17 protein-coding genes are annotated in these 20,026 nt (G+C 41.7%); 9 read left to right on the top strand and 8 right to left on the bottom strand.

The annotated features are described in order from the left end of the window. The 4 genes from MHH54_RS18260 to MHH54_RS18245 form a co-directional block, all read right to left on the bottom strand. Window positions 1–843, bottom strand: a complete 843-nt coding sequence (locus MHH54_RS18260; protein ID WP_003215217.1) for an ABC transporter permease subunit — start codon at window positions 841–843, stop codon at window positions 1–3. Between the two features lies 1 nt (window position 844). Further along, window positions 845–2,083: a sugar ABC transporter permease gene (locus MHH54_RS18255; protein ID WP_003214698.1), complete on the bottom strand. Its 1,239-nt coding sequence runs from the start codon at window positions 2,081–2,083 to the stop codon at window positions 845–847. Window positions 2,084–2,221: 138 nt separating this feature from the next. After that, the gene (locus tag MHH54_RS18250) at window positions 2,222–3,487 is read right to left on the bottom strand and encodes an extracellular solute-binding protein (RefSeq protein ID WP_003215045.1); all 1,266 of its coding nucleotides are present in this window, start codon (window positions 3,485–3,487) and stop codon (window positions 2,222–2,224) included. Window positions 3,488–3,660: 173 nt separating this feature from the next. Further along, entirely contained in the window at window positions 3,661–4,656 is a 996-nt protein-coding gene (locus MHH54_RS18245; protein WP_003215127.1) for a LacI family DNA-binding transcriptional regulator, read from the bottom strand. 172 nt (window positions 4,657–4,828) lie between these two features. Here MHH54_RS18245 and MHH54_RS18240 point away from each other — a divergent pair, with 172 nt between their 5' ends. After that, window positions 4,829–5,728 carry a LysR family transcriptional regulator gene (locus MHH54_RS18240; protein ID WP_003214942.1) on the top strand — a complete coding sequence of 300 codons (900 nt, stop codon included), beginning with the start codon at window positions 4,829–4,831 and terminating at the stop codon, window positions 5,726–5,728. Between the two features lie 14 nt (window positions 5,729–5,742). Here MHH54_RS18240 and MHH54_RS18235 read toward each other — a convergent pair whose 3' ends face one another. The 3 genes from MHH54_RS18235 to MHH54_RS18225 all read right to left on the bottom strand — a co-directional run bounded on the left by MHH54_RS18235 (window position 5,743) and on the right by MHH54_RS18225 (window position 9,409). Further along, entirely contained in the window at window positions 5,743–7,419 is a 1,677-nt protein-coding gene (locus tag MHH54_RS18235; RefSeq protein ID WP_106029415.1) for a hypothetical protein, read from the bottom strand. A gap of 82 nt (window positions 7,420–7,501) precedes the next feature. Then, window positions 7,502–7,912, bottom strand: coding sequence for a hypothetical protein (locus tag MHH54_RS18230; RefSeq protein WP_106032029.1), 411 nt, complete (start codon window positions 7,910–7,912; stop codon window positions 7,502–7,504). Window positions 7,913–7,924: 12 nt separating this feature from the next. After that, entirely contained in the window at window positions 7,925–9,409 is a 1,485-nt protein-coding gene (locus MHH54_RS18225; RefSeq protein WP_342500518.1) for a lipase, read from the bottom strand. A 108-nt stretch (window positions 9,410–9,517) separates the two neighbouring features. Between MHH54_RS18225 and MHH54_RS18220 the strand changes: the two genes are divergently transcribed. From MHH54_RS18220 to MHH54_RS18190, 7 genes are all read left to right on the top strand, one after another. Beyond that, complete coding sequence (locus MHH54_RS18220) at window positions 9,518–10,018, top strand: DUF1433 domain-containing protein (RefSeq protein WP_034620291.1); 501 nt, start codon at window positions 9,518–9,520, stop codon at window positions 10,016–10,018. Window positions 10,019–10,078: 60 nt separating this feature from the next. Continuing rightward, the gene (locus MHH54_RS18215) at window positions 10,079–10,576 is read left to right on the top strand and encodes a DUF1433 domain-containing protein (protein ID WP_003215290.1); all 498 of its coding nucleotides are present in this window, start codon (window positions 10,079–10,081) and stop codon (window positions 10,574–10,576) included. Window positions 10,577–10,653: 77 nt separating this feature from the next. Continuing rightward, window positions 10,654–11,589 carry a nucleoside hydrolase gene (locus MHH54_RS18210; protein WP_106029421.1) on the top strand — a complete coding sequence of 312 codons (936 nt, stop codon included), beginning with the start codon at window positions 10,654–10,656 and terminating at the stop codon, window positions 11,587–11,589. Between the two features lie 92 nt (window positions 11,590–11,681). Beyond that, a complete protein-coding gene (locus MHH54_RS18205; RefSeq protein WP_044140358.1) occupies window positions 11,682–12,539 on the top strand; it encodes a MurR/RpiR family transcriptional regulator in 858 nt (285 codons plus the stop codon). A 185-nt stretch (window positions 12,540–12,724) separates the two neighbouring features. Continuing rightward, window positions 12,725–14,269, top strand: coding sequence for a gluconokinase (gene gntK / locus MHH54_RS18200; protein ID WP_342500517.1), 1,545 nt, complete (start codon window positions 12,725–12,727; stop codon window positions 14,267–14,269). A 24-nt stretch (window positions 14,270–14,293) separates the two neighbouring features. After that, window positions 14,294–15,622, top strand: coding sequence for a GntP family permease (locus MHH54_RS18195; RefSeq protein ID WP_113387507.1), 1,329 nt, complete (start codon window positions 14,294–14,296; stop codon window positions 15,620–15,622). Between the two features lie 80 nt (window positions 15,623–15,702). Further along, window positions 15,703–16,809 (top strand): DNA alkylation repair protein, encoded by a 1,107-nt coding sequence (locus MHH54_RS18190; protein WP_342500516.1) that lies wholly within the window; start codon window positions 15,703–15,705, stop codon window positions 16,807–16,809. 32 nt (window positions 16,810–16,841) lie between these two features. Here MHH54_RS18190 and MHH54_RS18185 read toward each other — a convergent pair whose 3' ends face one another. Then, a complete protein-coding gene (locus MHH54_RS18185; RefSeq protein ID WP_342500515.1) occupies window positions 16,842–18,179 on the bottom strand; it encodes an amino acid permease in 1,338 nt (445 codons plus the stop codon). A 319-nt stretch (window positions 18,180–18,498) separates the two neighbouring features. Here MHH54_RS18185 and MHH54_RS18180 point away from each other — a divergent pair, with 319 nt between their 5' ends. Further along, window positions 18,499–20,013 (top strand): PAS domain-containing protein, encoded by a 1,515-nt coding sequence (locus MHH54_RS18180; RefSeq protein ID WP_003214957.1) that lies wholly within the window; start codon window positions 18,499–18,501, stop codon window positions 20,011–20,013. Window positions 20,014–20,026 lie beyond the last annotated feature (13 nt).

Raw genomic sequence — 20,026 nt, 5'->3', positions numbered from 1 at the left:
TTATCCTTTTGTCCCGCCTTGTGTGAGGCCGGACACAAATTGTTTTTGTAACACAAGGAACAATAAAGCGACTGGAATCGCAATGAGTAAAGCCCCGGCTGCAAAGGTCGTGTAGCTGGCCCCCATTTTGTCTGACACAAGATTGTACAGACCAATCGGGAGCGTATACATTTCGGGTGAGCGGACAATGACACTTGAGATGATGAAATCACCCAGTGGTCCTGTAAATGAGTTGATGGCGACAACCGCCAAAATGGGCTTAGCAAGCGGCATAATAATTTGGATGAAAATTCGGAAATGCCCTGCGCCGTCCATTCTGGCTGATTCATCAAGATCCTTCGGAATCGCATCAAGATAGCCTTTCATTAAATACGTATTCATCGGAATTTGTCCGCCTGCATAAATCAAAATCAGTGCAAGATGGCTGTTAATCAGTCCAAGCATTTGAGCCAAAACGAAAATCGCAATCAGCGCTGAAAATTGAGGAATCATTTGCAGCAGCAAAAAGAGCATCAGCCCATTTTTCCGCCCTTTGAAACGGAATCTAGAAAAGGCATAGCCTGTAAAGCTCACAAGAATCAGCGTTAACAACATTGTGGCAATACTGATCTTCATGGAGTTCCAATACCATTTTGCATAAAGTGCTCCCGGGCCAAAGAAGAGCTCGGTAAAGTGGCTGAACGTTGGATTCTTCGGAAACATGCTGGTACTCATGAGGCTGTTTCCAGGGTTAAAGGAAGCACCGATCGTCCAAAGCAGTGGATATAGAATACAAATGGAGGCAATGAAAAGGATAAAATAAGTAATGCTCAGGCGAATGAGCTTGTTTTGTTTTGATCCCATATCACATCATGTCCTCCTCTTTGAATGAATTCGTTCTCTTAAACTGCCAGAGTGCAATGGCGATGACAAAGATTGAAAGTAAAATCGTGACAGCCGCAGCGAGTGCATATTGAGAGGACTGCATCGTGAGTTTATAAATCCAAGACACCAAGATGTCCGTTCCCCCAGCGGTTGACCCCGCAACAGGCGGTCCTCCGCCATTAAATAAGTAGATGATATTAAAGTTGTTAAAGTTAAACGTATATTGTGTGATGAGGATGGGTGCAATGGAATAGAGAACAAGCGGTAACGTGATGGACCGGAATTTCTGAAAAAAATTGGCTCCATCAATGGTCGCAGCCTCATATAAATCCTCGGGAATTGCCTGCAAAACGCCTGTTGTCATAATGAAAACAAAAGGAAATCCAAGCCAAGTCTGCATCGCAATGAGGGCAATTTTGCTCCAAAATGGATCTGTTAGCCATGGTTTTGGATCAATCCCTATCGATGCAAAAAGTGTATTGTTAATGGCCCCAAATGTATCATTGAACAGTCCAGCAAACACCAAAATGGTCACAAAGCCCGGAACAGCCCAAGGGAGAATCAAAATGGTTCTAAAAAACCGTTTTCCCTTTAAATCCTTCTGATTGAGCAGAACCGCTAAAAAGATGCCGAGGGCACATTGAAGAGTCGACGCAGCCAAAGTCCATACGACGGTCCAGCCAAGTACATCAATGAAGGTGTCTCTCCAAATATCAATGGAAAAGATATTTTGAAAGTTCTTGATTCCTACCCAGTCGATCAGATTGGCAGGAGGCGAGTGATATAAATCATAGTTCGTAAAGGCAAGCGCAAAGCTGAACATAATAGGAAAGACAACAGAAAATAGAAGTAAAAAGAAAGCAGGAGTGCTCATTAAGTAAGGGAAGCCTTGATCGATGAGCTGATGATATTGAGCACGGATGGAATGAAGTGGTACCCCTTGATCCCGTTTCTTTCCATTCATAAAAGCATCACGCATCATGAGTACATAAAAGCCGATACCAAAACCAGCTGTTAACAGCGCAATAATTCCCTTTGCTAAAAGAAAAACAGAGTTGTCACGAGGCAGCATCGTCCCCAGTGTGAACAGTCCCCAGAAACCAATATTGAATAAATCATAAAATACAATCAAAAAAGAGACGCCGAACAGGAAAAAGAGTGCCCCTTTGCCGTACTGTTTGTTGTATATCTGCCCCATTCCGGGTATAAAGGAGAACATTAGCGCCCGTCTCCGGTGTGTCTTTGATTCCACAATGTGTGTGCGGTCTAGTTCAAGGTTACCCGTCACGTCTAACACCTACTTCATATAAAATTAGATCAACTACGGGCAGTTTGATAGACTACCCGCATTTGATGGTTATTTGGAGTGATTTGCTTTAATTTGAGAGTCGATTTGATTGACCGCATCATCAAGTGCCTTTTTCACATCTGTACGACCAGTTGCAATGAGACCTAATGCACTATCAATCGGCTTCCACACCTCTTCCATTTCAGGATTGTTCGGTGTCAGTGTGGCGTATTTCGTTTGTTTAGAAACAGCATCCGCATTTGCGTTTTCCGTAATGATTGGATCTTTCATCAGTTTTTTCACTGGTGGAATTTCCTCTGTTAATTCAAAGCGCTTCTTTGAATTTTTTTCGTTTGTGATAAATTCAACAAATTTCTCAGCAAGTTCTTTATTTTTAGAATAAGAGGAGACGTTGTAGCTTTTTACACCTAAAAATGAGCTCATATGTTTTCCGTTAGGGAGTGTTGGCAGCTCAGCCACACCATAGTCAATACCCGCCTCTTTATATGGACCAAATGACCAAGGACCAGAAATGACGGCTGCTGCTTTTTTCTCTGTAAATAAGGAGTTGAGGACATTGATTCCTTGTTCACCAATGATGCCTTTCGGGAAAAGTCCTTCGCTAAAGAATTTTTGAATGTATTCTCCGCCTTGGATGGCGCCATCGTTTTTCAAACCAATGTCATTAACATCATAAGAGCCATCGCTTTTCTGCTTGAAAATATAGCCCCCAGATCCGCCTAAAACACTTTGCGCATAGTAAATTTCATCCCATTTCGCAACAAAACCGTACTTTCCGTCTTTTGTCAGCTTTTTCGAAAGATCATACCAGCCATCAAGTGTCGTTGGTGCCTTTTTGACAAGATCTTTGTTATAAAAAAGGACAGTGGTTTCAACGGATTTTGGCAGACCATACAGTTTTCCATCTACCGTTTGTGATTGAATCGATTCGTCTGTGAAGGAGTTGATCACTTTTTGATCTGGCTTGATTTCTTGTAATAGCCCCTCAGTGACAGCTGATCCAATTTGATTGTGAGGCATCGTGATGACGTCTGGACCTGTCCCAGCTGCTCCATCTAGACGGAGAGCTTCGATTTGGTCGGCATAAGCTTTTTCGACCACTTTGATTTTCACATCATGTTGTTTTTCGAATTCTTTTACAGCGTCTTGAATCCCCTCAGTTTTTTTGACATCCTCCCACACTAGTAAGGTCTTTGTACCTGTAGATGCTGGCTGTGTTCCGCTTGAATTGTCATCTCCCGGTCCGCAAGCTGAAAGCAGAAGCACAGCAGTCCCAACGACTGCTGATAATGTCGCCCATTTTCCCTTTTTCATTCGTAATCCCCTCTCGTTCTTTTTTCACAGATGATAAGAAAACGCTTTCTTAATGTGAGAATATCAACTTGAGTAAAAAAAGTAAACATATTTTATTAAATTTATTAAGTAAAATTTTTTACTGATGTAGAGAGAAAAGAAAGCCCTCCACATTGGACGGGGCTTCCGGTTGTTTATATCGTACTTTTTCGAAAGACAGGTTCTGAGGCAATCAGCACAGTTTTCGGTAATGTTCTGCCGTCTACAAGTCTTTCTAACAGTAAATCAACTGCTGTTTCACAAAGTAAAGACGTGTGGATATGATACGTGGTGAGCGGCGGTGACACATATTGAGACACATGAATATCGTTGATACTAAAGACGCTCACGCGGTTCGGCAGAGAAAATCCTCGCTCGTTTAATGCTTGTAAGCAGCCGATGGCAAGAGGATCACTAGCGACACAAAAAGCGGTGGGCAGGTCATCACCAAGCTCATCAATCGCCTTCATCATCAGCGCATAGCCTTCATCTACTGAGAAATGATGACCGACATAGACCAAACGCTCATTAAGGACATTGTGAGCCATCATATATTCACGGAAAGTCGTTTCGCGAATATCTGGAATATGCACATTCGTATTCAGATCAATGTCTGTGCCGCCAACGAATCCAATGGATGTGTGTTCTTTTTCAATAAAAGAATCGATGATCTTTTCAACAATTCGTTTCAGGTTTGGCTTTACTGAATCAAAACGGTCTTCATCTGGTGACGTATCAATAAAAACGATATGCTGGGTGATCGCATATAACTGGTCAAGCTCTGACTTTTTAAATCGGCCGATGGCGATAATCCCTTCTGTAGAAGAATCAATGGAGTGAAGCCCATCAGATGGATTGTAAGCGGTGACATTTAAACTCCGAGTATTCGTAAGTTCCTCAACGCCTAGACGAATGGATTTAAAATAAATATCTTCAAGCTCTTCCTTTTCGGTCATCCAATAGAGAAAGGCGATTTTTTTTAATGAATGTTTGAAAGTTTTCTTTTGATAGGACAAAGCTTCAGCGGCGGCGTATACTTTCTCACGTGTTTGATCCGTGACAGATAGGTTGGGATCTTGGTTCAGTACGCGAGATACAGTCGCAATGGATAATCCAGCTTTTTCAGCAATGTCCTTTATTTTAGCTGCCAAATCAGCACCTCCTATAGAAAATATCTCCTTCTAGTATAGAGTCTTTAAAAAAATTAGTAAATATTTTTATTAAATTGTTTTCAGTTAAGCGCTTCTTTACGCACTGGGAAGGAATTAGTAAGATATATATATGAAAGGTTTTGGATTAAGATTTCTGATAGGAGAGGGACCGATGTATTACGATGCACTGAAGACATTTGTGACAGTTGTGGAAGAGAAAAACTTTACAAAGGCAGCCCAAAAGCTGCGGATTTCTCAGCCAAGTGTCAGTCTTCATATTAAGAACTTGGAGCAGGAATTCCAGACCGTTCTGCTGAATCGTTCGCCAAAGCAACTAACTGTTACACCAACTGGGGATATGCTGTACCATCGATCAAAACAAATCATTCGTTTATATGAACAGGCGAAGCAGGATATTTATGAGCATCATCATCTGGCAAGAGGGAAGCTGACAATCGGGGCGAGTTTTACCATTGGAGAGTACGTGCTGCCGCAAATATTGGCAGAGTTTCATCAGCTCTATCCGCATGTGGACATTGAGGTGGTCATTGATAACACAGAGGCGATCGCCAGTCATGTCCGCTTATTCCATGTCGACATCGGTTTGATCGAAGGACAGACGAATGACAAAGAACTGACAGTAGAAACTTTCCTAGAAGATGAGCTCTATATCGTCGCGCCATTAGATCACCCCTTTGCTAAGAAAAAGGATGTCACGATTGATCAACTGCAAAACGAAACATGGATCACGAGAGAAGAGGGATCAGGTACCGGGGAATACTTACAGCACGTCCTGAAATCAAATGGACTGAAAGCACGGACATTTGTGACGTTTAGCAGCAATCAAGCGATTAAAGAGGCTGTGATTCATGGAATGGGGCTTTCTGTTTTATCTAAATATGTCCTCCAACGAGGCAGCATTGGCGGTGAATTGGCTGTCATTTCTGTGAGAGGAATGGATTTTAAACGAAAATTTTCCTATGTCGAGTCACCGATGACAGGGGGAAATAAAAATAAAGAATTGCTCGTTGAATTGTTAAGGAAAGAGAGAAAAGACGCTTCTCCTCAATAGGAGAAACGTCTTTTTTATAATCCTTTAATGTTTATCTCATCAACTGGAAGGAAGATTTCACCCGTATCTGTGTATTTCATGGTGACCTGATCGCCTTCTTTTAAATAAATGACGAGAGGTTCTTTTTCAGATGACATGGTGTAGCTTTTCCCATCGTCTAGCAGGAAGGTGACGGTTGTATAATCACCGGTCTTTTCTTTATACACTCGTTTGACTTTCCCTGTAGTTTCTTTCTTTTCCTGCTTAGAGGAACTGTTAACGGTACCGCCGCCTTTTTGCAGAGCTGTCTTATAGGCTCTCAGTGCTTCGTTTGGTGTTGAAGCGTACGCAGCGATTTCAGGATTGGCTGCCGAAACGATAAAGTAGTTTTGCAGGAATCCATTTGAATCCAGAACCGGCGTGAGCCAGCTGGCTTCTCCATAGAAATTATACAGAATCGGCATACGGCCTTTCCATTTCTTTTCGATGAAACGTTTCTCAATAATTTGCAGAGCGCCTTGAGAATCCATGTAGGACGCTTCAAGATTTCCGGTATAATAAGTCGCTTTTCCTGTCCGGGCATTTGTCAGGGCATACCCAAGCATCGAGTCAACACCCTCTTTCGGACTGGTGAAATCTGTGAAGTAGTACATATCTCCTTTTGCATCAAACACCGGACTCACATTGGCTTCTGTTCCTTCATCTGAAGGCAGCTTTACATCTGACTTTCCAAACATACTATTCCAGAACCCGTGAATATAGTTTCCGAAATAACTGTTTTGCAGACTAACGGCCTCTGGTGAAACAGCACCATCGATAAAGGCAGGTACTTGATCTAAAGAGTATTTCTTCGTTGCGCCAGTTTTGGCATCAACAACGACAACACCTGACGCTTTAAAGCCGTTTCGGGCAGAGATGAAATCGCCAAATGTTCGAATGTAATAAGGCTTGCCATCATCATTGATTTCCAGCTGTGTATCTCCGTAGAAAATCAAATCTGGATACTGGAGGCGAATATGCCGCTCAATTTCTTTGTTGAAATAAGAGGAAGGTGTGTAGACCATCTCTGTTTTCACAAACTTTGGATTGGCAGATGAGTCGGTCGCACTTAATGTAAAGTAACCCGGCGTACTCCCTGAACGAATCCATTTAAAGAAATCCGAGAATTCCACTGGGGCGATGTACACATACTCATCGTTGACCTTCTGGATTTGCAGGCTGCCAAGCTCATAGTAGCTTGTGTTTGGAACCTGTCCGAACGATTTCTTCATTTTGTTCCGAGCAAATTGAGGCGGTACACTTGCAGGTGTTTCCGTCTCATCAAACGCTTTGATTTCCACTTTTTGTTCCATTTTGGAGACATCAAATTTCTCATTCGCATTGAATAGAAAAGCTGTCGCCATATAAACACCGAGCAGTAATAAAATAAGAAACAGCACGCCTTTGATCTTACGCTCCAGCCCAACTGATAAAAAGGCGCCTGCTGCTGTCACAACAAGTCCAATCAACCAGAGGGATGAAGGATTACGATCCAAATTGGTCATATAATAGAAAACAAAAATACCGACCATGAACAGTAAAGCAAGGCCTGCAATCCACATAAGCGGAACCTGTTGTTCTGTTCCTTTCTTTCTAACGATCAACTTGAGTGGTGTGAGCAAGAGGGTCAAGACAAGACCGATCACAACCGAAAATAACAAAATATATCCCACAAACAGATCTCCTTTCAAATCAATCACTCTTTTAGTATATACGAGTGAGATGGGGAAAAGATTCATAAGACGGAAGGTTCATCTAAATGCCAATCGAGTCGATGGCGGATTGAACATCTTCTTTCAGTTCGTAAAACTTGAGTCTTTGCTCGATTTTCTCTGTTAAGGCGTCAATGGCTTGTCCTGACATATGCGTATGGATGCGCTTTTGATGTTTATACACTTTGATCTGAAGCTCATCAATTAGATCTAAAATTTTTCCCGCTTCTTGGCGGTCTTCTGCAAATTCAAGTTGAAGCTGATGCCGGATGGCTCTGATTAGCGCTGTTTTCTGCTCTTCTTTAATCTTTGCTTTCAAAGCAGCCAGCTCTGCAGGTGTCATGTCTTCAGTGTGAAAGTTTGCTTGAGAAAAAACGGAGCTTGATGTATGCGTATCTGTCATTCGTTGCAAAAAACGGTCTGCATCTGTTGGTTGTTTCTTTGAAAATTCCATTCCACGTTCTCCTTAAGAAATGCCCATATTCTTTGCCAGGGCTGTATCTGCATCATGGTATTCTTTCCCTAGCTGGCTCATATCATCTGATATTGAGTCCAGCCACCTTTTTATATTCATCGCGCTATCAATCGCTGTATCATACTCTTTGACGGAATAGAACTCATTCTCAAGTCCCTCCGTTTTTAAATGACGAATCACGGTATCCACATCAGAAGCCGTCAGCTGATCATAGGAACCAAAGCCAACGATCTGTTTGTATCTCAAGCGTACCCGTTCCACAGACTGATCCACTTTGTCATCGAGCTTCTCGATTTTGCGAATGATTTGCTGTATATGGTGCTCGGCATATGTCGAGAATTTACGACCTGTGTTCATGAGAACATGCGACTTGATTAAAATCGCCACCACACTTTGCGGGTGAACATTCGATTGACTCAATTGATGTAACATGGCGGCAGTGAGAGAAGGGTTTTTTCTCAACATATCATCAATGGTTTCAACGGAGCCATCTGATGAAAAGGCATACCGATCTAAGCCATGGCTGCCAGCAAGGGCTTCAAGGAATAAATTCGCATCCAGTGAAGGATTCACGCTCATTGCCCGATTGAGGAGATCTTTCATGAATTGGACGGCTTTGGAGGAGTCCTCGGAGTAATCGACGCCTTCAGGTAAAGCGGCATCATACATTACTTTCACACGACCGATTTCTGTCGTATGTCGATTTAAAAGAGAAAGCCCGTCATTGAGATTGATATATTCTGTTAATCTACTACGGTAATCACCTTTTAATGCTTTGGCTTGGAGGCCATCCGATAGATTGGGGTAAATATTCGGATTCTCAAAGGTGACCCCGCCTTTAATAAAATCATTTTTAACAAGAACATAGGACGCATTCGACCCGCCAAGTGAATGCCCTGTCACATACATCTTGGCATTTGGCATTTTCTTATGTATTTCTTTTGCATAACGATCCGCTTGAACCATTTGATTCTCTGCGCCATTTTCAAAGGGAATATTTTTAATCAGATACTTTGTATCCGAAACCATCCAATCTTGAACAATTTCATTTGTATAGGTGGTTGTGCCTGTTGTCATCTTAGTCGTCACTTCCTGTGAAGCCTTCGACCGACTAAAAGGAGGCAGCTTTGTCAAAATGGTAGAAAGAAGATCATCTGACTCTTTTTTTCCATGTTTTTTAATGGTATCTTTATATTGGCCTGCGCCAATCGGTTCAGAGCCACGGTAGGCGATGACTGCGTTTTTGATTTTGGTGAGGTCTCTTCCGCCATCGGAGCGATCAAAATCTTCTTCGGAAACGATAGTTAGTGCATTAAGACCTTTAGTTGTTTCTTTATAATCAATGACATACATGGTCTTATTTTTACTAATGTCTATTTCACTAGAAATTCTATAGTAATCTATTTTATAAGCCGCATTGGAAATAAGATTATAGTCTTTAGCAGAAAGTTCGTTTTGGGCTACTTTTTTAGACAAAATTGTCACTCCTGTAATATTTATCTTATATATTATATGATATTGTATGATAGATATCTATAAAAAGAGGATTAAAATCCTCTAGATTAACAAAGGTGGATTTATCTAATGAAAAACACAATCAAAGTTGTGATTATATTATTTACTATCGTTATTATTCTAATAGTTTCTCTTATTATCCAACAAGATAAGAAAGAAAAATCGAATGATTCAGGAGGGGAAACTGTTGTGAAAGAGAAAAATGATCAAGAAAAAGCAGAAGAGTTTGCAGAGAAGATGAAACCAAAAATCGAAGAAAGATTACATAAAAAAGATATCCATCATTTTATAGAAAAAATAACATTCAAAAAAAAGGTATCCATTAGTCCAATGGGATATGTAACAGTTGATGGTTATATAAATGATGATGCTGAAAAATTTTATTTCTCAGCATCCTTAATGCATAAATCTAACGAAATTGGTTCTATGAGCTTTTCCCCAGAGTTGTCATATCGTTTTAAAGACTGGAATAAATATAAAGATGAGCCTGAGATAAAAGAAAACTACCTTAATAGACTCTCTGAAAAAGAACGAGAGCAATATCTAAAGGACATTGGAGAAATAGAGTAAAACAGGTACTAGCTTACCTGTTTTTATTTGGGTTAAAGTTCATTAAGGAGTTTTGTCTTTATGAGAAATACATTGAAACTTTCTATTATAATTGTGGTCGTCATCGTCTCGGTAACTGTGTTCATTATAGAGTGCATTCAACAGAGTCTGTCAGATGATGTAGTGGAAGAGATGAGCGATCAAGAAAAAGCTGAAGAGTTCGCAGAAAAGATGAAACCAAAAATTGAAGAACGTTTACATGAAGAAGATATTCACAATTTTATCAAAACCATCACATTTAAAAAAAATGTATCTATAAGCCCTATGGGTTATGTCACAGTTGATGGATATATAAATAATGAGCCTGATAAATACCATTTTTCTGCATCATTAATATACAAATCTAATGAAATAGGTTCGATGAGTCATTCTCCTGACTTATCAGATCGCTTTATAGACTGGGATGAATATAAAGATGAACCTAAAGTTAAAGAGGATTATCTTAAAAGCTTCACCGAAAAAGAACGCGAACAATATCTGAAAGACTGGAGAAAAAGAGTAATAAGATCAACCTGCTAATATTCCCTAAATCGTTGAAAAAGGAATATGCTATCATTCCCCTAACAACACTTTCAAATAAGGGAGAGATTTCACCCATGCCAAATAAAAAGAAATTGATCTTGGACGTAGATACTGGAATCGATGATGCGATTGGGATTTTGCTGGCGGTGAAAAGTCAGCAGTTTGATATTTTGGGCATTACAACTGTATGTGGGAATGTGTCTGTCGATGCGGCTACATTGAATACGTGTAAAGTGCTTGAGCTGGTTGAGGCAGATAATATTCCTGTCATCAAAGGTTCAGCAACTCCTCTTTTAAGAGCGCCCCATTATGAACATCGGGTGCACGGCGAGGATGGGATTGGCGGTGCTTTAAAGGATGCTCAGCCTAAGAAGAAAGCAGATGCTGGTTTTGCGCCTGATTTTATTATCGACCAAGTGATACAGTATTCGAAGCAGGTTACGCTTGTGTTGACAGGGCCTTTAACGAATTTAGCCCTTGCAGTGAAAAAGTGTCCTGAGCTGATTCTTCACGTGAATGAAGTCATTTTTATGGGTGGTGTCGTTGAAGGACAGGGGAATGTCACGCCGGTAGCGGAATTTAATACATATGCAGACCCAGAAGCGGCGAAGTTAGTGCTGGATGCAGGGTTCCCTTCATTGACTCAAGTAGGATTAGATGTCACGAGACAGGTCTTGCTTACGGATGAAAGAATTGATGCGATTCAGAATGAAACGTTGGCCCATTATATTAGAGAGAGTACAAGCATTTACTGCCAGCGCTATTTTGAACGAAATGGTGTGTGGGCGTGTGCCATGCATGATCCGCTTGCTGTCAGTCTTGCCATTGACAAGCAGCTCGTGAGCACACAGGCTTTTCATGTGGACGTCGAGACGAAGAGTGAGTTTTGTGATGGACAGATGATCTGTGATTTTCAGCATCAATGGGAGAAAGAGCGCAACGTTCAAGTGTGTACGGATGTAAATGCTGACGCTTTCTTTGATTTATTGATCAAAACAATGAACGCTTAAAAAAGAAGTCTGTGCAAACAGGCTTCTTTTTTATAAGATGGGAACATGAGGAAATGTATGCGTTCACATGAATAAGGGAGGAGTGAAGTCAATTGGCTTCTGTTAGTTTAAGTAGTATTGAAAAAATACGAGCAGCAAGCAGGGGATTGCCGCCAAAGCTGAAAGCAATTGCAGAGCATATTACGAGTGAGCCCCGCGACATCATCCATTTATCTATTGTCGAGCTTGCGAAAAAAACTGCAAGCTCAGAGGCAACGATTTTTCGTCTTTGTAAAAGGCTTGGATTTGAGGGCTTTCAAGATTTGAAGATTGCTATTGCCCAGGAAATAGACCAAACAAAGCCTAATTATGTAGATGAAGAAATGAGTCTTGATGATGATATGGCTATTTTTATGCAAAAGGTTTTTCAGACGAATATATCCGCTTTAAAGGATAGCTTTCAATTGTTGAATCCAGAGGATGTAGAAAAAGCCATACAAATCATTCATGAAGCAAAACGCTTAGAGTTTTATGGAAGTGGTGGGTCTGGCCTCATTGCGACAGACGCTTTTCATAAATTTATGAGGACAGGCATCAACTGTATTGTTCACACAGATTCTCACTTTCAAGCGATGTCTGCTGGTCTTCTTGATCAGCACAGTACAGTGATCGGTATATCTCATTCTGGACGAAATAAAGATTTGCTCGATGCGATGAAAACAGCAAAGAGTAAAGGAGCAAAAACCATCGGTATTACAAGCTATCAGCGCTCTCCATTGAGTCAGCTTGCAGATGTCACGTTGTATACTGCGACACAAGAAACGGCTTTTCGAACAGAAGCGATGTCCGCAAGACTTGCTCAGCTGACGGTCATTGACGTTCTATATTTTGCACTTGCTCACTTAAGGCAGCAGGAAACAATAACAAATTTAAAGCAAATGCGAGAAACCATTTCACAAAAAAGGGTGTAATGATTCCAAAAATAAATTTTTCTGATAATGAAAAATGCTGATGTGGTAACGATTGTGAGCTTTTTAGTGAAAATTATTTTCTTTTCGGTCGTTGAATGTCGAAAAAATTATTTTTATAATGGGATTTAACAGGCAATTCAAAAACTACATATGTGACTTCAAATCAATGATTGGGCGTGATACAGATGAAGGGAAACCAGGCGGTAATTGGTTTGGATATTGGAACAACAAGTACAAAGACGGTTCTGTTTGGACCTCAGGGGAAGGTATTAGCGAAGCATTCAGTTCCTTATGAGCTCATTCAGCCCCAGCCAGCATGGGTTGAGCAGGATCCTGAAAAGATATTAGAAGCCGTCATTGCGAGTGTAAGAGGTGCATTGACGAAAGCAGCATTTGATGAAGAAAATCTTATAGGCATCGGGATAAGTACAGCGATGCATTCCTTAATTGTGATGGATAAGGATGGAAAAACATTAACGAACAGTATCATTTGGGCAGATAACAGAAGTGCAGAACAAGCGAAACGAATCAAATCAGATATGGATGGCTTCCACATTTATAAAAGGACAGGTACACCGATCCATCCAATGTCACCGCTTTCAAAAATACGTTGGATCAAGGAAATGGCACCTGAAATCTTCAAGAAGGCAGCAAAATTTATTTCGATCAAAGAATATATTCTTTATCATTTTTTCGGTCAGTATGTCGTCGATTATTCAATCGCTTCAGCAACGGGACTGTTCCAATTGGAAGCGCTTCGATGGGATGAGAAGGCGCTTCGTATTGCTGGAATTGAAGCCAGTCAACTATCTGAACTTGTCCCAACGACATATCAACTGAAAGGACTTCAGCCAGAGATTGCACTGCGCATGGGCATTAAAGAAGATACACCATTTGTCATTGGTGCGAATGATGGCGTTCTAGCGAATTTAGGTGTGGGCGCGATTGGCAAAGGAGAGGTGGCTGTTACGATTGGGACAAGCGGTGCTGTCCGTACGGTTGTAGACAAACCAATTACAGATGAGCAATCAAGAACGTTCTGCTATGCCCTGACAGATAAGCATTGGGTTGTAGGAGGACCGACCAATAATGGCGGGATCATGCTGAGATGGCTGAAGGATGAATTTGGGTCGTCAGAGGTGGAGGTAGCAAAGCGTCTAGGGGTGGACCCTTACGATCTGATGATGGATATCGCGGAAAAGGTTCCAGCTGGTTCTGAGGGTCTGTTGTTTCTGCCATTTTTATCAGGTGAGCGGGCACCTTATTGGAATCCAAATGCGAGAGGCACCTTCTTTGGCATCGGTCTTCAGCATAAGCGGGAGCATTTTATTAGAGCGGTGTTAGAAGGCGTCATTATGAGTGTTTTCTCGATCGGTGTTGCCTTAAGGGATTTAACCGGTTCAGCAAAGGATGTCAGAGCTTCGGGCGGATTTGCACGATCTCCGCTGTGGCGGCAAATTTTAGCGGATACGATGGGTAGAGAAGTGCTTGTTCCAGAAAGCTACGAGGCGTCAGCACTTGGGGCGGCTGTCCTTGCACTTTATAGTTTAGGTCATATGGAAGAGATAGAAGAGGTTCAAGAGTGGATTCGAATCTCTGCTCGTCATGAACCTAATATGAAGAACAATGAAACTTACATAGAGCTGTTTTATTTATATGAGCGCCTCTATGACAAACTGAAGGATGAATTTGATGTCATTAGTGCGCTGCAATTAAAACAAAATCGTTAAACATCAGGGAAAAGGTGGGAGAACATGCTTTTATTCATCGTGATTGCGGCGATTGTCCTTTTACTCATTCTCATTACAGTCGCTAAGTTGAATCCGTTTGTGAGCTTAATTATTACTTCGATGCTAGTGGGCTTTGCGACGGGGATGGATTTGCAGGAAATCATTCAATCGATTAAAACGGGATTAGGCAATACGTTATCATTGCTGGCCATTGTTCTAGCGCTTGGTACCATGCTTGGGAAAATGATGGCTGAATCAGGGGGAGCAGAGCGGATAGCTCAAACTTTAATCGGCCGGTTTGGGACGAAGAATGTGCATTGGGCAATGATGTTTGTTGCTTTTATCGTGGGGATACCTGTCTTTTTCCAGGTCGGTTTCGTTCTTCTCATTCCTTTACTTTTTACAATTGCCATTGAAACAGGCATCTCGCTCGTAACCATTGGGATCTCGTTAATCGCTGGCCTGTCTGTCGTGCATGGGCTAGTCCCGCCTCATCCAGCGGCAATGGCAGCCGTTGGCATCTATCATGCCAACGTGGGGAAAACCATTTTCTTCTCTATTATTGTGGGATTGCCGACAGCGATTATTGCTGGCCCGCTGTACGGTAAGTGGATTGGAAAACGGATACATAAACCCGTTCCGGAGATGCTGAGAAAGCAATTCACTGAACGAAATGAAGATCGAAGGCTCCCCGGCTTTGCGAATACGATGTTTACCATATTGGTGCCGGTGATTCTGATGCTTCTTGCCACATTGGCGGACATTATCTTACCAGAGGACAATATGTGGTTCCAGGTATTCAAGTACATCGGAGATCCAATAACAGCACTGCTGATTGCAACAGTTTATTCATTTTTCAGTCTTGGCTTTATGCAAGGAATGAGCCGTGACCGGGTGCTTTCCTTTAGTAATGAGTGCTTAGGTCCGATCGCTTCCATCTTGCTTGTCATTGGAGCAGGAGGAGCTTTCAATAATGTGCTCATTGATTCAGGTGTCGGTGATTATATTGCAGATTTAGCCAAACACTCGCCGATTTCACCGATTTTGCTTAGCTGGCTGATTGCTGCAGTGATTCGTGTGGCAACAGGATCTGCGACGGTATCCATGATGACGGCAGCAGGTATTGTAGCACCAATTGCTGCAACTATGCCTGATGTGAGCAGGGAGCTGCTTGTGTTAGCAACAGGAGCAGGTTCATTAATTTTATCTCACGTCAATGACTCTGGTTTTTGGCTGATCAAGGAGTATTTTGGTATGACCATTAAAGAGACGTTTTTGACATGGACGGCTATGGAGACGATCATTTCCGTTAGTGCCATTGCATTTATTATGATCATTAATATGTTTATATAGCGAACAACAGCCTAGTTCTTTGGAATTGGGCTGTTTTTAATACCACTTTTTTCAGATTGGGGTAAAATAATGATATTGAAATGTGGGAGGCGGACACGATCGAACCATTAAAACATGTGTACAATGAATTATTTATCCAAGAATTAGCGGAGAAACTTACGCAGGCTTCAACTGTATTTGATGCTGAGCCATTCCAGCGGCTCGTATTTCAAGAGGATTGGCAGCAGCTTGAGTTAAAAGGACGGATGAGACGAGTCACTGAATCGATGCATGCCTGTCTACCAGAGGATTATGAGCAGGCAATTGAGGTACTGCGTCAGGCAGCCCCGCATTTTTCAGGGCTTAGTGCGCTCGTATTTCCAGACTACGTCGAGACGTATGGCCTTGCACACTGGGACCTCTCGATCAAGGCGCTCGAATTCTTCACACCCTTTTCCACTTCAGAATTTGCCGTTCGGCCATTTCTGATTCAAGATCAAGACAAAATGCTGGCGCAAATGCTCGTATGGTCTCAGGATCAAGATGAGCATTTGCGGAGGCTGGCTAGTGAAGGCTGCAGACCGCGTCTGCCATGGGGCTTATCTGTCCCTTCGCTTAAAAAGAATCCTTCGGTCACGCTGCCCATTTTGGAAAACTTGAAGGCAGACCCGTCGCGGTATGTGCAAAAAAGTGTAGCGAATCATTTAAATGATATTTCTGCAATACAGCCAGACCTGATGAAACAGACGGTTCAAAGCTGGTATGGAACCAACAAACATACGAACTGGATTGTCAAACATGCATCTCGTACCTTACTCAAAAAAGGAGATCCAGATATTATGGCGTTATTTGGCTATGGGGACGATCCATCCGTTCAGGTAACGGATTTGAAGATCATACAAAACCCTATTCGGATCGGTGAGAAAATGACATTTCATTTTACCCTACAAGCCGATAAGCCGCTAAAGCTGCGTGTAGAGTATGCCATAGACTACGTCAAAGCTCGGGGGACCCGCAATCAAAAGGTATTTAAAATCACAGAGTTTGAAACAGGCTCAGCGTTACATAGAGAATTCGTCAGGACACAGTCTTTTCAAAATATGACGACAAGAAAACACTATGAAGGAATCCATACATTAACAATCATCATCAACGGCATCCCGAAAGCGTCGATTGATTTTGAAGTGACAGAAGACAGCAGCTCATGAAAAAAACCCGCCTCAATGGCGGGTTTTAGCGTTTAAGCCTTCTTTTTCATTAAGAATGAAGCAATGATGGCTGCGATTAAGAAACCAATGCTGATAATTGAGCTAGGCAAGTTTTCTTGTCTGAATAGAAACATCACAAAACTCACACTTAGTACAAGACCTGCAAATAAAGTCAAATACGGAAACAGCCACACCTTGAAATACGGCTCCTGTGGATATTTCGGGCGAAGTTTCAGATGTGCCATGCAAATGCTAATCCAAATGAGTGAAACAGCAAAACCAGGAATAGCCAGCATATAACTGAAGATTTGCTCTGGATATAAGTAAGCAAAGAATGTTCCGATGAGAAGAAACAGAACGGTCACCCATAAACTCAAAATGGGTACGCCTCTTTTATTGACCTGTGCCAGTTTTTTCGGACCGCCATCTGATTTAGAGAGAGAATGCATCATTCTCGTCGTTCCATAAATGCCAGAATTGGCCGCCGATAGAACGGCTGTAATCAATACGAAATTAATGAAGTGAGAGGCGCCTTGCATACCGGCTGCTGAAAAGACTTGAACAAATGGGCTGTTATTTGGATCAATTTGATTCCAAGGAATGAGTCCACAGATGATCAAAATCGGCAAAGTGTAAAATAAGATAATACGCCACATCATACTTTTAACAACACCAGGCAAGACCTTTTCGGCATCCTTTGTTTCTGTAATGGTCAGCCCGATCAATTCAGAGCCCCCGTAAGAGAAAATAACAACTAATAAAGAGGCAAAGATCGTACCCCATCCGTTCGGGACGAAGTTTTGATAGTTGGTGAGTGCAGATGTGCTTTGTTCGTTCGGAATGATCCCAAATAATAGGGCTGCACCAAGAATAATAAACACAATAATAACGAAAATCTTCATTCCAGCGAACCAAAACTCAATTTCACCAAAGTATTTTACATTATTTAAGTTAATTCCAATGACTAAGAGTGAGCAGAGTAAACATAGTGACCATAGAGGCACGTTCGGTAACCAGTATTGAAGCAGGCTGCCTGCCGCAATAATCTCGATGACACACACAGTGAGCCACATGAAACAGTAAACCCAGCCGACGACAAATGAAAAACGTTGACCAAGCGCAATCTGTATCAGGTCGCGAAGGTTATTTCCTGGATAGACAATCGCCATTTCAGCTAAGGCTGCCATCACGATGAGCAATAATAATCCGGCAAATACATAGGAAAAGATGACCCCAGGACCTGCTAAACCGATTGTATCGGCACTTCCTTTAAAGATTCCTGTACCAATGACCCCGCCCAATGCAATCATGCGAATGTGACGCGGTGATAAAAGCTTTTTTAATTCTTGTTGTTCCTGATTCGCGCTCATGACGTTCTCCTTTTTTAAAAATGCTTATGTTCCATTTTCTTTTTTCGGGACGTCAGTGTCAATATAAAAAAAGAGATTTTTCAGACAAAAAAGTCGGTTGATTCTATCAAATGAGCCGTTTTCTTCCATAAGTCCTTTCTATGACCCATCCCCAAAATCTGAAACTTCGTGAAAAAATGAACATTTGCCTTCATTCTGACATAAACAATTTTCAGTTTTTGTCGATATATCAACTGTGTTACTAAAGTCCTAATAAAGAATTGTTTATAACTGTAAAATATTTCAAAAAAGCATGAAGAAATGAAAGGAGTTATGAAAGATGTTTATGAGAAAAGCAAATGATTCATCGTCGGGAACCCTTTTAAATGAGAGCAGTCGATTAGTAGAACGAATTGAGAAGGGAGACCTTTCAGCAAGAATAGATACTGCTGCATTCTCTTCAAGTCAAACGATTGAAGCAGTAGCCCAAATAAATGAAGCTTTGCAAAAGATGCAGGAAGTAAATGAAGATATTCAAATGCGGATGAATTTAGTGACAAAAGCCATTCAAGTTGGTTTATGGGATATGGTCGTTATCGCTGGAGATCCGGTCAATCCAAAAAATGAATTCACATGGACGGATGATTTCCGCAAAATGATCGGCTTTCAAAATGAGCACGATTTTCCAAATGTTTTAGACAGCTGGGCATCTCGAATCCACCCGGATGAACAAGAATATACCTTAAATGCATTCTCTTCGCATTTATTGGATCATTCGGGACGTACACCATATGATATCGAATATCGCTTGAAGTTGAAAAACGGAGATTATCGCTGGTTCAAAGCAACTGGCACGACCATTCGTGATCGAAATGGTGTCCCTCTTCGTGTGGCGGGAGCTCTTTTTGATATTCATGATCAGAAATTGAAAGAAGAAGAACTGCAAGCATTCGTGACGAGATATGACTTGATCAACCGTGCGCTTGTGGAGGCTCCTTGGGACATGGTCGTAGAGGCCGGCGATCCAGTCAATCCATACAATGAGTTCTGGTGGTCCCCGCAGTTCAGAAAAACGCTTGGTTTTACGGACGAAAAGGATTTCCCGAACGTATTAAGCAGCTGGAGCGACCGCCTGCATCCTGAGGATCAAGAAAAAGCTCTCCAAGCCTTTGCAGATCATTTAAATGATCACTCTGGACGCACACCATTTGATATTGATTACAGATTGCAGAGTAAAAATGGCGAGTATCGCTGGTATCATGCCGGTGGTGAAACCATTCGTGATGAAAAAGGTGTACCTCTTCGTGTGGCTGGAACCATTCGTGACATCACGTTAGAAAAAAACAAAGAGAAAACAGCCGATGAAATGGCTTCACAAGTAGAACAGCTTTCAAGTTCAATCAGCGAAATGGTATCAGGCATTAGCTCTGTGACAAATCAAGCGCAGGAGCTGGCTGTCGCTCAAGAGCAGTCAACGTCTGCCGCACACTTAGCAAAAAATAGTGCAGATGAGACGAAAAATATTTCTGACTTGATTAAAGAAGTAGCGAACCAAACGAACCTGCTTGGTCTAAATGCTGCGATTGAGGCAGCGAGAGCTGGTGAGCAGGGACGAGGATTCTCGGTCGTTGCAGATGAAGTGCGTAAGCTGGCGCTTCATAGTGCCAATGCAACGGAGAATATCGAATCTAGTTTGACGGAAATGAAAACGCAAATTGATGAAATTCTTGAAAATATCTCGAATATGACAGCTCTTACGCAAACACAGGCTGCTTTAACAGAGCAAGTAAATGCCGCAGTCGATGAAGTGAATCACATGTCTCAGCGTCTTGTGGCGTATTCAAAGAGTATTTAATTGTCAGAAACCG

Origin of the sequence: Bacillus sp. FSL K6-4563 (assembly GCF_038630405.1) — a bacterium.
Taxonomy (GTDB): domain Bacteria; phylum Bacillota; class Bacilli; order Bacillales; family Bacillaceae; genus Bacillus; species Bacillus pumilus.
Note: the sequence above shows the minus strand (reverse complement) of the source record. Positions and strands in the feature narration are given on the sequence as shown.

Bases quoted from the DNA above. Each gene is read 5' to 3' on its own strand.
- MHH54_RS18260 (WP_003215217.1), bottom strand. From the start codon at position 843: ATGGGATCAAAACAAAACAAGCTCATTCGCCTGAGCATTACTTATTTT.
- MHH54_RS18255 (WP_003214698.1), bottom strand. From the start codon at position 2,083: ATGTTCTCCTTTATACCCGGAATGGGGCAGATATACAACAAACAGTAC.
- MHH54_RS18250 (WP_003215045.1), bottom strand. From the start codon at position 3,487: ATGAAAAAGGGAAAATGGGCGACATTATCAGCAGTCGTTGGGACTGCT.
- MHH54_RS18240 (WP_003214942.1), top strand. From the start codon at position 4,829: ATGTATTACGATGCACTGAAGACATTTGTGACAGTTGTGGAAGAGAAA.
- MHH54_RS18230 (WP_106032029.1), bottom strand. From the start codon at position 7,912: ATGGAATTTTCAAAGAAACAACCAACAGATGCAGACCGTTTTTTGCAA.
- MHH54_RS18220 (WP_034620291.1), top strand. From the start codon at position 9,518: ATGAAAAACACAATCAAAGTTGTGATTATATTATTTACTATCGTTATT.
- MHH54_RS18215 (WP_003215290.1), top strand. From the start codon at position 10,079: ATGAGAAATACATTGAAACTTTCTATTATAATTGTGGTCGTCATCGTC.
- MHH54_RS18210 (WP_106029421.1), top strand. From the start codon at position 10,654: ATGCCAAATAAAAAGAAATTGATCTTGGACGTAGATACTGGAATCGAT.
- gntK (WP_342500517.1), top strand. From the start codon at position 12,725: ATGAAGGGAAACCAGGCGGTAATTGGTTTGGATATTGGAACAACAAGT.
- MHH54_RS18195 (WP_113387507.1), top strand. From the start codon at position 14,294: ATGCTTTTATTCATCGTGATTGCGGCGATTGTCCTTTTACTCATTCTC.
- MHH54_RS18190 (WP_342500516.1), top strand. From the start codon at position 15,703: ATGTGGGAGGCGGACACGATCGAACCATTAAAACATGTGTACAATGAA.
- MHH54_RS18185 (WP_342500515.1), bottom strand. From the start codon at position 18,179: ATGAGCGCGAATCAGGAACAACAAGAATTAAAAAAGCTTTTATCACCG.
- MHH54_RS18180 (WP_003214957.1), top strand. From the start codon at position 18,499: ATGTTTATGAGAAAAGCAAATGATTCATCGTCGGGAACCCTTTTAAAT.